Annotated in this window: 14 protein-coding genes; 12 read left to right on the top strand and 2 right to left on the bottom strand. The window is 58.0% G+C overall.

Features of this window, described 5'->3' with window-relative positions:
- From VNM72_15160 to VNM72_15150, 3 genes are all read left to right on the top strand, one after another.
- Nucleotides 1-971 (top strand): heme-binding protein (locus VNM72_15160; GenBank protein ID HXF06734.1); only part of this gene is annotated, 971 nt, incomplete at its 5' end.
- Nucleotides 972-1,021: 50 nt separating this feature from the next.
- A complete protein-coding gene (locus tag VNM72_15155) occupies nucleotides 1,022-1,795 on the top strand; it encodes a 3',5'-cyclic-nucleotide phosphodiesterase (protein HXF06733.1) in 774 nt (257 codons plus the stop codon).
- A gap of 124 nt (nucleotides 1,796-1,919) precedes the next feature.
- The gene (locus VNM72_15150; protein HXF06732.1) at nucleotides 1,920-3,548 is read left to right on the top strand and encodes an adenylate/guanylate cyclase domain-containing protein; all 1,629 of its coding nucleotides are present in this window, start codon (nucleotides 1,920-1,922) and stop codon (nucleotides 3,546-3,548) included.
- A gap of 216 nt (nucleotides 3,549-3,764) precedes the next feature.
- Here VNM72_15150 and VNM72_15145 read toward each other — a convergent pair whose 3' ends face one another.
- Together VNM72_15145 and VNM72_15140 are read right to left on the bottom strand one after the other, a co-directional pair.
- Nucleotides 3,765-4,487: a class I SAM-dependent methyltransferase gene (locus VNM72_15145; protein ID HXF06731.1), complete on the bottom strand. Its 723-nt coding sequence runs from the start codon at nucleotides 4,485-4,487 to the stop codon at nucleotides 3,765-3,767.
- A 58-nt stretch (nucleotides 4,488-4,545) separates the two neighbouring features.
- Nucleotides 4,546-5,949, bottom strand: coding sequence for an amino acid permease (locus tag VNM72_15140; protein ID HXF06730.1), 1,404 nt, complete (start codon nucleotides 5,947-5,949; stop codon nucleotides 4,546-4,548).
- A 263-nt stretch (nucleotides 5,950-6,212) separates the two neighbouring features.
- On the opposite strand from VNM72_15140, the gene VNM72_15135 reads away from it, so the two are divergent.
- The 9 genes from VNM72_15135 to VNM72_15095 form a co-directional block, all read left to right on the top strand.
- Nucleotides 6,213-7,082, top strand: a complete 870-nt coding sequence (locus VNM72_15135) for an ATP-binding cassette domain-containing protein (GenBank protein ID HXF06729.1) — start codon at nucleotides 6,213-6,215, stop codon at nucleotides 7,080-7,082.
- A 101-nt stretch (nucleotides 7,083-7,183) separates the two neighbouring features.
- Nucleotides 7,184-8,068, top strand: coding sequence for an ATP-binding cassette domain-containing protein (locus tag VNM72_15130; GenBank protein ID HXF06728.1), 885 nt, complete (start codon nucleotides 7,184-7,186; stop codon nucleotides 8,066-8,068).
- A 366-nt stretch (nucleotides 8,069-8,434) separates the two neighbouring features.
- Nucleotides 8,435-8,887 (top strand): arginine repressor, encoded by a 453-nt coding sequence (locus VNM72_15125; GenBank protein HXF06727.1) that lies wholly within the window; start codon nucleotides 8,435-8,437, stop codon nucleotides 8,885-8,887.
- 71 nt (nucleotides 8,888-8,958) lie between these two features.
- On the top strand, nucleotides 8,959-10,209 hold the full coding sequence (locus VNM72_15120; GenBank protein ID HXF06726.1) for an argininosuccinate synthase: 1,251 nt from the start codon (nucleotides 8,959-8,961) through the stop codon (nucleotides 10,207-10,209).
- Nucleotides 10,210-10,287: 78 nt separating this feature from the next.
- A complete protein-coding gene (locus tag VNM72_15115; protein HXF06725.1) occupies nucleotides 10,288-11,361 on the top strand; it encodes a hypothetical protein in 1,074 nt (357 codons plus the stop codon).
- Nucleotides 11,362-11,471: 110 nt separating this feature from the next.
- Nucleotides 11,472-12,518 (top strand): N-acetyl-gamma-glutamyl-phosphate reductase, encoded by a 1,047-nt coding sequence (gene argC, locus VNM72_15110; GenBank protein ID HXF06724.1) that lies wholly within the window; start codon nucleotides 11,472-11,474, stop codon nucleotides 12,516-12,518.
- Nucleotides 12,499-13,881 (top strand): aminotransferase class III-fold pyridoxal phosphate-dependent enzyme, encoded by a 1,383-nt coding sequence (locus VNM72_15105; protein ID HXF06723.1) that lies wholly within the window; start codon nucleotides 12,499-12,501, stop codon nucleotides 13,879-13,881. The genes argC and VNM72_15105 overlap by 20 nt, the downstream gene beginning before the upstream one ends.
- Nucleotides 13,866-14,978: an N-acetylornithine carbamoyltransferase gene (locus VNM72_15100; protein ID HXF06722.1), complete on the top strand. Its 1,113-nt coding sequence runs from the start codon at nucleotides 13,866-13,868 to the stop codon at nucleotides 14,976-14,978. The genes VNM72_15105 and VNM72_15100 overlap by 16 nt, the downstream gene beginning before the upstream one ends.
- Before the next feature lie 27 nt (nucleotides 14,979-15,005).
- A partial coding sequence (locus VNM72_15095; GenBank protein HXF06721.1) for an acetylglutamate kinase occupies nucleotides 15,006-15,309 on the top strand: 304 nt, incomplete at its 3' end.

Raw genomic sequence — 15,309 nt, 5'->3', positions numbered from 1 at the left:
CCGGATCGCAGGGCGAGCATAGAGCTCTGGCCGAAACGATCGCCTTTAGCGCGATCTGTCCGCCTCCGTTTTTGGCGTCGGTTCTGCCGCTGCCCACCCCCGGTGTCATTTTTCTCGATGGAATTCGTTTGCCTTTCGCTCGGATTAACGGACAGGAGTTACCCCCCTTCCCGGATGATTTCCGCTGCCCTTCCCTGCTCACGGAAGACGTTGGGGATTTTCCCCGCCCGGAAGAGGGAAGCTTTGTCGTGGAGCCTCGGCCCGGTCGTGAGGTTCCAGAGGGCTGGCTCGTTGGGCCGCGCGACGGGATACGATTGACCCGCGAGGAAGTGATGCGCATCGTCCAGCAGGCTGTAGCGACGGCCAATCGAACCCGTGCCGCCATCCGTTTGCCCGAAGGGAGTCGCGCCCGCTTTGTCATTGCCGTCGGTGATCTCGATGGGCGGATGCTCGGCGTCTTCCGTATGCCGGATTCCACCGTCTTCAGCATTGATGTCGCCGTGACCAAGGCTCGCAACGTCGTTTATTTCAGCCGTGCGGATCGGGTACCGGAAGACCTGCCCGGCGTCCCACCGGGAACGGCGGTCACCAACCGAACGATCAACTTCGGCAGCCAGCCGCTGTATCCCGCGGGAATCGGACCCGGTCGGGGACCGTTTGATCCCAGAGCAGCGGGTCCTTTCTTCGAGTTGTATCAACTGGACATCAGCCGCCCCTGCCGACAGGGACGCCAGCCCGTTAACGACAATCAAAGCGGAATTGTTTTCTTCGCCGGTAGCGTTCCCCTCTACAAGGGCGGACAGCTCGCCGGTGGCCTCGGCATCAGCGGCGATGGCGTGGAGCAGGATGATTACGTCGCTGCTGCCGGGGCGCGAGGCTTTGAAGCGCCACCGGAGATTCGAGCCGATCAGATCATCCTTCGCGGAAGTCGCCTGCCATATCTCAAGTTCCCGCGAAATCCCGAACGATGATTCGCGGCGATGACTCATCGGCTCCGGCGCCAGACCCTGAACCAGTCATCATGAGACTCAAACTTTTGCCCAGTAACTGTAGCGATCCGAATCGTCTTCAATCCTTGACGACGTATCTCATCAACGATTCGACGGCCATTGATGCGGGCAGCATCGGTTTCGCTCTCTCTCCCGCCGAGCAACTGGCGGTCAAAAACATCTTCATCAGCCACAGTCACAGCGATCACACCGCCTCGCTGCCCGTTCTCGTGGCAGAGGTGTATCCTCTGCTCGCCGAGCCCATCACCGTATGGGCCACCGATGAAGTGATCGAGACGCTTCGGCGTAACATTTTCAACGACGAGATCTGGCCCGATTTCACCCGGATTGCCCTGAGGAACGGGAATGGACCGTCGCTTCAATTTCGTTCGCTTCAGGTGCGGCAGACCTATACGGTCGAAGGCCTTCGCATCCGCCCGATCCCGACCAATCACGTCGTGCCGACTGTGGGTTTTATCATAAGCGATGACCGCGCAACCGTGACGATCACGTCGGACACCTATTGCACCGATGAGATTTGGGAAGCTAGTAATAGCGCCGAGAACCTCGCGGCCATTTTCGTTGACGTTTCCTATCCCAACGAACTCGAAGACCTGGCGGCCGCGTCTAAACACCTGACTCCGCAGAGCCTGAAACGGGAACTCACCAAGCTCAAGCGCAACGCCGCAGTCTTCGCCGTTCATATAAAGCCGCAACTTCGGGCCACCGTCATCGCCCAGCTGGAGGCGCTCGGTTGCCCAAATCTGTTCGTCGCGGAGATCGGCAAAGAATACATCTTCGAATAGGGCGTCGTTTCGCACCGGGTGGAATCCGTGGCTTCATGTCTCGTTCGACAGCTCTCAAATCGAGCTGTCGAGCGGGCCAAAGAATCACTTCGTTACGTGACGACGATGAGAGAAGTTGGAGACTATGAAACTGAGGGTGATTATAGGAACAGAAGGAAAATCGTTCGACGTCCCGCTCAGAGGCGAGGAAGTGACCATCGGCCGGCGCGCGGAGCTGAATTCTCTGGTCATCCCCGATAATCGAGTTTCGGGCCAGCACGCACGAATCTATCAGCAGCAGGATCGCTATGTCATCGAGGATCGCGGGAGCAAGAATGGCACCTTCGTCAACGGACGCCGATTAGCGGCTCATGATCCCCAGCCGATCAAACACGGCGATGTCATCTCGCTCGCCAACGCCTGCCGAATTACGTTTTTGGAAACCGAGGAACCGATCGTTCATTTCTCCGATGAACCCCTGAGCCCTTCGATTGTCTTTCGCGCTCCGCTGGAGCCGAGCGGGGCCACGCGCCGATTGGATGTAACGGCATTTGGGCCGGCGGCACCTCAGGCGCTCGCCCAGGAGCTTGCCCAGCTCAATCGCCTCGTGGAAAGACAAGCGAAACGACTCAATCTCCTCTATCGTCTGGGGACATCGCTCAGTTCGGTCTTCTCGCTGGAGGACATCTACCGCCAGGCCACGAGCGTGCTCTTCGAAGTCACCCCGGCGGATCGTTGCTGCATTCTCACCAAAGACCCGGCGAGCGACCGACTGACGCCCGCCCTCATTCAAGTTCGTCAGGGGAGAGAGATCGAGACCGGCCAGACGCTCCACATCAGCGAGACGGTTGTCCGCAAGGTGCTCGAAGAGGGAGTCTCCCTGGCTTCGTTCTCTGCTCAAACGGATGCCGCCCTCCAAAGTGCCCACTCCATCTTCACCCAGGGGATTCATTCGGTCATGTGTGCTCCGCTCATTGGCCGCAGTGGAACGCTCGGCGTTATCTACGCCGACCGACGAGATCCCCGGGAAACTTTCACCGAAGACGATCTCGAGCTCTTGAACGCTATCGCCGGACAAACGGCCATCGCCATTGATAATGCTCTCTCTTACGAACGGCTCTCACGGGAAGCGTTGGCCCGCGCCGCTCTGGCCCGGTTCATGCCCCCGTTCATCATTGATCAGGTCGTCGCCTCGCCGGAACATCTGAAGCCGGGCGGCAGCAACCAGATCATCACGGTGCTCTTTGCCGATATTCGCGGCTTCACGCCCCTTTCGGAGAAGACGCCGCCCGAACGGGTCGTCGAACTGCTGAACGCGTACTTTCAAGCGATGACGGACATCATCTTCGCTCACGGAGGGACGCTCGATAAGTACATCGGGGATGGGATGATGGCCTTGTTCGGCGCTCCCTATCGGAGCGACGACGACGCTGCCCGCGCTGTTCGCGCTGCCATTGCCATGCAGCGACGTATGGCTTCCTTCGTTCAGGAACTGGTCGAGATGAATCTCCCTCCGATCGGCATCGGCATCGGGATCAATACGGGTCCGGCGACCGTCGGGTATATCGGATCGGAGCAGCGTCTCGATTACACGGCCATCGGGGATACCGTCAATCTGGCTGCCCGACTGGAATCCACTGCGGCGCGCGGGCAAATCCGCATCAGCCAGATGACTAAAGACGCTATCGGCGAGGAATTCCCCACGAATGTGATTGGCTCGATTACCGTCAAAGGCCGCGAGCAGCCGGTCCAGGTTTACGAGGTCCTCTACTGAAGGGGGATCGTGAACTCGATGCCGGGAGGGTGGCTGCCCCTCGCCTCATAAGGAGAGCGTTGACAGGCTCACCACCCCTCATCCCCCGGCTGAGAGCCCATGTTACCAGGCTGGATGTGAGTCCTCGGAAGGGATGAGAGCACTGGTGTCCTCGACTCCTCCCGGGTTCCCCCTTGAGAAGGGCTAATCCGACGATCGGGGCACACCCGCTGATCATCACGACGAATTTCGTTTTTCAAAGAGCAGAAAGTACTGTCGCGGGAGAAATGTAAATCGCTCGATCAGTGCGAATCCCGCCTGTTCCGCTTCACGGATGACCTGTTCGGGCGACAGCAGTTCATCACGAGGGTGGGGACAGAATCCCTTCGTATTGGCTTCGGGAGGGAAGTCTATGATCGCCATCCGCCCACCCTTTCTCACAGCCCGAATCAGCTTCCGATAGAAGGACACGCGCTCACGGATATGATGCGTCGTGTCGCAGAGGAAGACGAGGTCAACGGAGTCATCGGGGAGCATGGGATCATCTTCCCTGGACACAATGATGGAGATATTAGTGAGCTTTTGCCGCTCGGCTTCTCCTTTCAGATATCCCAGGATCTCTGCGTCAATGTCTACGGCGAAGACCTTCCCGTCGGGAGCGACCGCCCGGGCGAAGCGACGCGTAAAATAGCCGCTTCCTGCGCCGATGTCGGCCACCACCATTCCCGGCTTGACGTTGAGTGCGCGAAGGACCTCATCCGGCATCTGCCATTCGTCCCGGTCAGGACGCTCGTAACGGGCAATCTTCTGCTGTAGTGTTCCCGTCCCCGGCGAGGGATTTTGCTGAATCGCGAGCGCGGATAATACAACCACACCCAAAAGGCCAACGGGACTCAGGCGAACGGCACGTCGAAAAGCTCGCCCGATGCGCGAAGTTTCCGTATGTTCTTGCGTCATCATGCCTTCCCTCCGGTCGAGAAATGATCAATATGCTTAAACCATTGGCGCCTCTGAAGCTTCACCGATTTACGACCGATCGCATTCGGCGTCGCGCCGACCACCAGTAGATGGGCACGCCTGCTGCAATAATAGCGAGGCCGGCGAGCGACGGCCGGGGGCTCTCGTAGATGGTGTTGACGACAACAGCAAAGCTCACGAGGCAAAAGAGTGCGGGCGCGATCGGGTACCCCCAGGCTTTGAAGGGGCGAACCTCGCTCGAACGCGTATACCGCAGCACAAACAGCGCCAGCGTGGCAACGGCGGCGAAGAGAACGACAGCAAACCCCGTATACGTGAGCAACTGCTCGAACGTCCCCGAAAGAACGAGAATGCCGCTCCAGATCGCCTGAGCTACGATGGCCGTTGCCGGTGTTCGGAACCGAGGGTGTATGCGGGCGGCAGCGGAAAGGAACAATCCATCCCGCGCCATGGCGAAGTAGACGCGCGGACCGGCCAGAATCATCGCACTCAAACTGCTGGCCAGAGCAATGACCAGCACGAGCGTCAGCGCGCTTCCGGCTGCATGTCCGAAAAGGGCCCGGGCGACACGAGAGCCCGTGTCAATCGTGCCGGCCAGTTGATGCACCGGTAGAGCATAAAGATAAAGAAGGTTCAACAACAAATAGAGGACCACCACGGTCCCGGTCCCCAAAAAGAGCGCCCGCGGGAGCGTTCGATGAGGATTGTGCACTTCCTCAGCCACATAGGTTGCCGCGTTCCATCCGCTATAGGCGAAGAGGATGGGAATCAATGCGAGAAGGCTACCGGTTGGAGTCATCGTTGCTGCGGAGACTTCCAGATGGTTAAACGAGCCCGATCCGAAGGCGAAACCCGCCGCGACCAGAGCAAGGAGGGCCAGCACCTTCAACCCCACCAGGAGATTTTGCAGCCACCGCCCCGGTCCGAGCCCTCGAAGGTGAACCAAGGAGAGCGCGACGATCGCCACCAGTGCCACCAGCGTGCGCGGAGACAGCTCCAGGCGGGCCACTCCCAGAGAGAGCTGGAGAAAGGGACGTGCGTCAGATGCCGCCGGAAAGAAGTCGCCCAGATAAGCGGCCAGCCCCACCGCGCCTGCGGCAATTGCTCCCGAGAAACCGGCAACGAAGGATGTCCAGCCGGTCAAAAACGCCGCCAGTGGACCGAACGCTTCCCGCAAGTAGACGTATTCACCGCCCGCGCGGGGCCGGAGTGTTGCCAGCTCAGCGTAGGCAAACGCCCCCGCCAGAGCCATTGCTCCTCCCACCACCCACAAACCGAGAATCAAGAGCGGATGTGGAACCATCTGTGCAACAATGCCCGGCGTCGTGAAGATCCCCACGCCCACTACGTTGGCGATCACAATTGCGGCTGCATCGTAAGTCCGTAGCCGTCGCTCCAGCGAAACAGGCTCCTTCACTGCAGTGAGTCGCTCCCTGGTTCTCATACGCCCGCTCATTATTGAACTACCCGGGGTCCAAAAGCAATGATGAGGAAGATGACAGGGCACAGACTATCAACAGGGCGGAGGCCGCCCTCGACGGAGCGACGCGAGCCCCCTCACGAAGACGCGCCGACCGGAGGTGAAAAATTTTGTGAGAAAAATCAGTGAAATTGCCCCAAAATCAGGGGAATCCCCCTCGTGGCTTCGGTTGTCGGATTGGTGGCCCTGTGCTATAAAGTGGCCCTGATGGCATTCAGGAGTAGGGCATGACGGATAGACCACCAGTAGCAATTGACTTCAAGAATGTCTGGCACTCCTACGATGGAGAACACTTTGTCCTCGAAGACGTCAGCTTCACGGTCGCACGGGGAGAAATGGTCGTTATCCTCGGTGGCTCCGGAAGCGGCAAGTCAACGATCCTTCGTCTCGTTCTCGGCCTCCAGAAACCCGACCGGGGAGAGATCTACATTGACGGTCAGGAGACGACCCGTCTGAGCGAAGAGGATCTCCTCGCCGTTCGACGAAAAATGGGAATCGTCTTCCAGTCGGGGGCGCTCTTTGACAGCTTGACTGTGCGAGAGAACGTCGGTTACCGGCTCTACGAAGAAGGGTGGCCGGAAGAGAAAATCGAGGAAGAAGTCAAACGCCAGTTGGCCTTCATCGAATTCAAAGGCGACATGGATGTCCTGCCGGGCGAGTTGTCCGGGGGGATGCGGCGGGCCGTTGCCATTGCCCGGGCGCTCGTCGGAGGACCAGAGATCCTGCTGTTTGATGAACCGACGGCCGGCCTCGATCCTCCGACGGCACGGACACTGTGCGAACTGGCAGCAAAATACCGCGATCTTCAAGGAGGAGCTTCGATCTTCGTCACCCACCGAATGGATGACGTGAGGTTTCTCTCCTCGGTGCTTTACACCCGCACAGCCACCGGGGAGATCATCTGCCTCCATCGGAACGACGATAACTTCTCCCTCATTAACACCCGGTTCATCATTCTGCGAAACCATCGGATCTACTTTATCGGGACGGAAGAGCAACTTCGTCGCTCGTGCGACCCTTACATCCAGGAGTTCATCGGCGCTCAGGAGGCATTCGAAGAGTATGAAATATTCGAAGAGGCAGCCGTGAGCGATTAGGGACCCGGCGGGCGCTGAGGAGCATGCCATATCAAGGACGTGATGATCGCCATGACAAAAAGTCGCCGTCCGTTCCAAACAGAGAAGAAGCGAAGGAGACTGTGAGACATCGCATGAAACTCTTCACCAGAGGCTCAAAGGACAACTCCTCCGAACGAGATAAGATCTCGCCCGCCGATACACCCCCTCATCCGGTGGCCGTGGAATTCCGCCACGTCTCGATCACCTTTGAGGACAGGCCGGTTCTTCAGGACATTACCTTCAGCGTGACGCGAGGAGAAATGCTTCTCATTCTCGGTCTAACGGGATCGGGCAAGTCTACCATTCTTCGTCTGGCTATCGGACTGCTTCGCCCGGACGAGGGACAGATTTTCCTCAACGGACATGAAATAACGCAGATGCGCGAATCTGACATTCTTAAGCTCCGCCGTCGCATTGGTGTTGTCTTTCAGGAGGATGCTCTCTTTACTTCTCTGACGGTGGCGGAAAATGTCGCTTACCGCCTCCTGGAGGAAGGTTACTCACTGGAGGATGTGGAGGATCAGGTGCGCGCGACGCTACGGATGGTGGGCCTGGAACATGCCTATGCGATGATGCCGAACGAACTCTCCGGAGGCATGAGTCGGCGAACAGCCATTGCACGGGCTCTTGTCGGTTCGCCGGAAATCATCTTCTACGATTCCCCCCTGTCCGGGCTAGATCCTGTCATCGGGAGACGGATCAGCCGCCTCGCTATGCGCTTGAGAGATCTTCATCATGTGACATCGCTCTGGATCACACAAAACATGGACGAAGTTCGCTACCTTTGCTCGCACCTCTACCAGAAGACGCCCGAGGGAAAAATCATCTTCCGTCGAGAGAGCGACGACTTCTGCCTGACGAACACCAAAATTCTGGTCCTCTCGGAGGGACGCATCGCCTTCCATGGCCCGGACGAACTCTTCTGGACATCGCCAGACCCGCGCGTGCGAAGCTTCCTGCAGTAAAGAACGAGAGGGTATCCCTACTCTGAAAAAGAACCCACCGAAAACGCGGAATGACGTGGAAGTCTTTCCTCGATGATGAAGGGTTTCCACGGGTCACTCACTCGGGAGCACTTGTCTCCGTGAGAGATTCTCATTTTTCCCTCCCGGGAGTGGTATCTTTCCGGATATCCTCCCGGGAAAGATTTTCGCCCTCGTAGGGCAAAAGTTTGAAAGCAAGCCTGTGGATTTCTGATGGCTCTCCGCACCCCTCGCGTCAAGGCTCAACAGCCTGTTCGGATAGGTTATTGACAAGCGAGGGGAGGTCTGGTATAAGTATGCCCCTATTTTCGGCAAAATTGGAATAAAATCGCATAAAATGCAACTAATATGTCAGCGCGTGAGCGACGCGAAAAGCTCAAACAACTGATCGCAAGCAAGCAAATGAGTCGCCAGGCGGAAATCGTCGAGGAGCTGAAACGGCTGGGCTTTTCCGTCACTCAGTCATGTGTTTCGCGCGACATTGCACGGCTTGGGATCGTCAAGATGAATGGAGTTTATTCCCTTCCCCGGTCCCTGCATCCTCTGACGCATGGGCAGATCCTGGCGCTTGATACGGCTGGTGACAATCTCATCGTCATTAAGACCGAGCCTGGTGAAGCAGCGCCGGTTGCTCTAGCAATCGATCACGCTCAGTTTGCCGAGGTCGTTGGCACCGTTGCCGGAGACGACACGCTTTTTGTCGCCGTCAAGACGGCTGCCGACCAGCAAGCTGCACTTCGACGAATTAAGGAGCTTTTCAATCTGACAGAAGCGACGATCCCCGCAGAGGGATCAGACTAAGCGGGGAGCTGTGGACCCCGCGATCCATCGGTGAAGGGGAGGGATTATTCGTTTTCGGTGAGGTGGTGAAGATGACACACAAGGAAGTCAAGAAAGTCGTCCTGGCCTATTCGGGCGGGCTAGACACATCGGTCATGCTCCACTGGATAAAGCAACGCTATGGCTGTGAGGTAATCGCCTACACAGCCGACATCGGTCAGGGAGATGAGCTTGACGGGTTAGAGGCGAAAGCCCGGGCGACGGGGGCCAGCCGGGTGTATATCGAGGACTTAAAGGAAGAGTTTGTCCGCGACTTCATCTTCCTGGCACTCAAAGCCAATGCCGTCTACGAGGGAGCGTACCTTATGGGGACGAGCCTGGCTCGTCCGCTCATTGCCAAACGTCAGATCGAGATCGCCCGCAGGGAGAAAGCTGATACCGTTGCCCACGGAGCGACGGGCAAAGGGAACGATCAGGTACGCTTTGAGCTGACCTATTATGCTCTTGCGCCCGACATCACCGTTATTGCTCCGTGGCGAATCTGGGAGATGCGCTCGCGATCCGATCTAATGGAGTATGCCGCTCGGTATAATATTCCCGTTGCCGCCACGAAGGACAAGCCATATTCAACCGATAGAAACCTCATGCATATTAGTTTCGAGGGAGGAATTCTCGAAGACCCCTGGGCCGAGCCGCCGGAGGACATGTTTCGCCTGACGGTTTCTCCCGAACAGGCCCCCAACAAGCCTGAGACCCTTTACATTGGCTTCGAGCAAGGCGTTCCCGTTTCGCTCAACGGTGAACCTCTCTCCCCCGTAGCACTCGTCCAGACGCTCAATGAGATTGGGGGACGGCATGGCATCGGGCGCATTGACATTGTGGAGAACCGATTCGTGGGGATGAAATCTCGGGGAGTCTATGAAACGCCGGGCCTTACCATTTTGCATGTGGCTCACCGAGCACTGGAGTCCATCACGCTGGATCGAGAGGTCCTCCGGCTGCGCGATTCGTTGTCTGTGAAGATCGCTGATCTGATCTACTATGGCTTCTGGTACTCGCCGGAGTTCACGGCCCTCAAAAACCTGATTGAGGAGACACAGGCCACGGTGACCGGAGAAGTCCGGCTGAAACTTTACAAGGGCAATTGTGTAGTGACGGGGCGACGATCGCCCTGCTCGCTTTACGCTCCCGAATTTGCCACGTTTGAAGCCGACTCGGTGTACAACCAGTACGATGCCGAGGGGTTCATCAAACTCAATGCACTTCGTTTGCGACTGGCAGCCCTACGAGGCCGTGCGGTCGAAGGGCATGGAGTGAAACCATCCCATCGCGACCATGTCTGACGGAAGCTCCGGGGATTCGACCTGTCGGGGCCCCATGAAGGCGCCAGACCCGGCTGACAATGAGGAGATGAGGAGGCGATGAACAACGATTCCGTGACATTCATACGCGTGGATAAGATTGGCTCGGTGACGGTAAATTTGGGCCTCTCGCACATTGTCCCGGTCACAACGCGCTGCGAAGCGCGTATCGGAAATGTCGTTGTTGGCCGTGCGCTTACCGACAATGCCACCTACAATCAGCTTGAGCTGCCCAGCGGTCGTCTCTCCACGATCAATCGTAACGACATCATTGTTGGAGTCCTGGGGCAACGGCGCGCCCTCAAAGGGTTCGTCGGAGACGTTCCGCCGAAGATCGAGCCTGGCGACAGGCTCCATATCTTGAATCTCGGTGGTGTCATCGGTCGCTGCATAGACCATTACAATGACCTTGGAGAAGCGATTGAGGTCGAACTTCTCGGCATGGTGTGCGACGGGGACGGAGAGGAGCCGGCGATCCTCAACATCGCCAAGAACGCCATTCCACCGCTCAACCACCTGAATGCCTCCCGACCGCTCGTCCTTGTGGCCGGCACGTGCATGAGTTCGGGGAAGACTTTTGCGGCCACGCAAATCATCAAGCATTTTGATCACGCGGGCTATCGGGTGGCCGCCGCTAAGGTGTCGGGAATCGCCTGCCTGCGGGATACGCTCAACATGGAAGACCACGGAGCGATTAAGACGCTGTCCTTCCTCGACTGCGGCTATCCCTCGACCGTGTCGGTTTCCAATCTCGCTGGCATCGCTAAAGCGCTGGTCAACCGCTTAAACGAATGCCACCCCGATGTCATCGTGCTCGAATTGGGCGATGGAATCATCGGCGGATATAACGTTCAGTCGGTGTTTGACGACTCCGACCTGATGCGGTTTGTCGGTGCGGTCGTCTTCTGCGCCAGTGACTTCGTCGGCGCCTGGGGAGGCTGCCAGATTCTACAGAACAAAGGGATTCGAATTGACGTCATCTCGGGGCCGGTCACAGACAGCCGCATGGGTCGGGAATTTTTGCTGAAGGAGTTGGGCATCCCCGCGGCCAATGCACGCAACGGTTCCGGCGATCTCTTTCGGTTTGTGCTTTCGGCTATCGAACGAAAGATCACTCATGCGGCCCACAAGTGAGGCCAGAACCTTAGGATCGCCCCAGAGGCCGGAGCAGCGAAAGAGAAGCCGGGACCCCCGGGCCAGAATCGCGCGAGAGAGAGACCGACCGGATGAGGAGACAGGCACCTATGGCGCTCAGAGTCGGAATCATCGGGGGATCGGGCTACACCGGAGGAGAATTGCTGCGCCTGCTGCTTTTTCACCCACAGGTGGAAATCGCCTGGGTTACGGCCCACGATCATGCCGGGCGGTCCGTCGGTCAGGTGCATCCGAACCTCCGTCACCTGACGGAACTTTCCTTCGAGCCGATGCCGCCGGTGGACACAATTGCGGAGAAATGCCGCGACCTGAACTGTCTTTTTCTCGCCTTGCCCCACACAAAGAGCATGGAGATTGTTCCTGCGATCCCCCGGGAGGTGCGGATTATTGATCTCGCCGGGGATTTTCGCCTGCGAGATGCCCGGCAATTTGAAATCTACTATGGCCGCCCACACCGGGCTCCGCACAGTTTGGAAGATTTCGTCTACGGGCTGACGGAGATTAACCGTGACGCGATTGCCAGCAGTCTCCGCGTGGCAAATCCGGGATGCTTCGCGACGGCTGTGCTGTTGGGGGTTTATCCCTTCGTTGCGACAGGTCTCATCCAAGGGCCGATCGTCGCCGATGCTAAAACTGGCTCCTCGGGAGCGGGAGCGACGCCCAGCGAGACGACCCATCACCCCCGACGGGCCAACAGTTTTTTTGCCTACAAGCCTCTGACACACCAACACCTGCCGGAAATCCTCCAGGTGCTCCGCTCGGTCAACCCTGACTGGAACGGAGATCTTCTCCTTCAGGTCCATTCCGCACCGGTCGTCCGGGGGATTTTCGCGACGCTCTATCTGACGGCGACGCGTCCGCTCGACAACGATGAAATCAGAGACCTTTTCGCCTGGGCCTACGGGAAATCATTCTTCGTCCGGCTGCTCGGACCGAACCGATCGCCCGACATCACCTGGGTCAAACACACGAACTTCGCCGACATCGGCTGGGCCGTTCAGGGTAGTCACGCTGTCATTTTCGTCGCCATTGATAATCTTGTGAAAGGCGCTGCCGGCCAAGCCGTGCAAAATATGAACGTGATGTTCGGTTTGGAAGAGACAACGGGATTACGTCTTGCCGGAAGTAATCCCTGATCTGATCCGGGGCGCTCTGGATGATCGCACGTCCGACGCCACCTCTTGCTCGCAGATTGAATCGGGAGATGAACAACTGATGAACGTCATTGACCTGGAACAGGCCGCGCATCTGCCCGCTTATGCCAAACTTCCGCTCGTAATCGAGCGGGGCGACGGCTGCTGGGTTTACACGGCCGAGGGGGAACGCTACCTCGATCTCTATGGAGGGCATGCCGTGGCTTCGACTGGCCATTGCCACCCTCGCCTGGTCGCTCGACTGAAGGCTCAGGCGGAGGCGCTCATCTTTTACTCCAACGTCGTCTATAACAGCAGTCGCGCTCGGGCGGCGGCTCGGTTGTGCGAGGTGGCTCCTGCCGGGTTTACGTCCGTCTTTTTCGTCAATTCGGGTGCTGAAGCCAACGAGAATGCCCTCAAACTCGCCCGCCAGGTGACGGGACGTGCAGAGATAATTTCATTCGAGGGAGCCTTCCACGGGCGAACATGGGTGACCTATCAGGCGAGTCAGAAGAAAGTGGATGGTGGCTGGCGGTCGGGACCCCTCAGTCCCCTCGAGCAGCCGGAAGGAAGCCGGGCTGGAGCTGACGCGACCGCTTCAAAGCAGGCCATCACCGGCAGTGGTAGATGGGCCAAAACGACGAATGCTCCTTCACCCCTTGACGATCACCCCATCTTTAGGATTCTCCCCTTCGGGGATGTGGATGCCGTTCAGCAGGCAATCACAACGCGAACGGCAGCAGTCATCCTGGAGCCGATCCAGAGTCTCGCGGGCGTCCGGATGGCTCCGCCTGATTTCTACCAGGCCCTCCGCCGTGCCTGCGATGACACGGGAGCCGTGCTTATTTACGATGAGGTACAAACGGGCTGCGGTCGGACGGGCAGCTTCTTTTTTGCACCACGGTTCGACGTCACACCCGACATCATTACCCTCGCCAAGGGGATTGCAAGCGGCGTCCCCATGGGAGCGGTGCTCGTTCGAGAACCGATCGCCCGCCACGTCAAAATCGGTGATCTCGGCTCGACCTTCGGTGGAGGCCCGCTGGCTTGTGCTGCTCTGGATGAAACCCTGGCCATCATCGAAGAGGAAGACCTGCTTGACAACGTACGACAGACCAGCGCCTATCTCATGACGCGACTGGCGGGCCTGCCTCTTGTTGCGGAAATCCGAGGACTGGGCTTTCTGATTGGCCTGAGACTGACCGTGCCGGCCCGGGACATTCAGCAACGACTTCTCCGCCATAAGATCATCACCGGGCTTTCCGATGATGAGTATGTCTTGAGATTGCTTCCCCCGCTCACGCTCACACGGAGCGAGGCTGATTTCTTCGTTGAGGTGTTTCGAGACATATGTTACGAACAGTGAGACAGATCAGTTTCCCCATGACCGACCTCTACGGCAGAGACTTCATCTCCACGGGCGATTTCAGCCGGTCCGAACTATCGGACATTCTCGATCTGGCGATCCAATACAAGCGGCAGGGACACGGGCGGCCCCTGGCGGGTAAAACGATTATCCTCATCTTCTTCAACCCGTCGCTGCGAACACGCACCTCGATGGACATTGCCGTTCATCAACTGGGCGGGCATAGTGTTGTGCTCGATGTCGGGAAAGGAACATGGACGCTAGAATACCGAGAGGGAGTCATCATGGATGGAGACAAAACCGAGCACGTTAAGGAAGCGGCTCGTGTGCTCTCGCAATACGCTGATGCTCTTGCTGTCAGGAGCTTTCCCACGATGACCACCTACGCCGAGGACCGCCAAGATCCCGTCATTCGAAGCTTTCAACGGGAAAGCACGGTGCCGGTGATCAATCTCGAATCGGCCATGTTCCACCCTCTCCAGGCGATGGCTGACGTGATGACGATCCGGGAAAAATTCGGCCTGGTGGACCAGAGAAAGGTGGTCCTCACTTGGGCCTATCACCCCAAGCCCTTACCGATGGCTGTGCCGAACTCTTTTGCCCTTGCCGCTGCTCAATTCGGCATGAATCTGACGATTGCGTGTCCACCGGAGTACGACCTCGATCCCGATCTGATGACGCTCATCCGACGCCATGCTGAGGCCAACGGATCTCACGTCGAGATCATACACGATCAGCGCGAGGCCTGTCGGGGAGCAGAGATCATATATGCCAAGAGCTGGGGTTCCCGTCACTACTATGGCCGACTCGACGAAGAAATAGCCCTGCGCCAGAACTATCGTCACTGGATCGTGACGGAAGAGTTGATGAAGCTGACCGACCACGGATATTTCATGCACTGCCTGCCTGTCCGTCGGAATGTCGTCGTCACCGATAGCGTGTTGGACAGCGACCGCTCCATCGTCGTGGAACAAGCAGCCAATCGCCTCCACGTTCAAAAGGCGATCCTCACGATGCTTCTTGGACAACCACCCGCAGAGGCAGATTGGCTGACCGGACATGAAATCGAACGAGGTGATCCGTCAGCGACGCGGTGAACTATTGACGGGAGTGGCATCGCCGCTATGAGCCATCGGAACAATCAGCGATTGGAACTCCTCCGGGAAGCCTTGCCTTACATTCAGCGATTCAAGGGGAAAATCTTCATCGTCAAGCTCAGCGGGAAAGTCACCGAGGAGACGGCCGTTCTTCAATCTCTGGCCGAGGAGATCGCACTCTGTCACCAGGTGGGAATCCGGCTCGTTATCGTTCACGGAGGTGGTGCACAACTCACCCAGATGGCTGCGCGGCTGGGCATCGAGCAACGAATGGTGGCTGGTCGCCGGATCACCGATGAGGATACCCTGGAAATCGCCAAGATGGTCTTTG

It is taken from the genome of Blastocatellia bacterium, assembly GCA_035573895.1.
Lineage (GTDB): Bacteria > Acidobacteriota > Blastocatellia > HR10 > HR10 > DATLZR01.
Note: the sequence above shows the minus strand (reverse complement) of the source record. Positions and strands in the feature narration are given on the sequence as shown.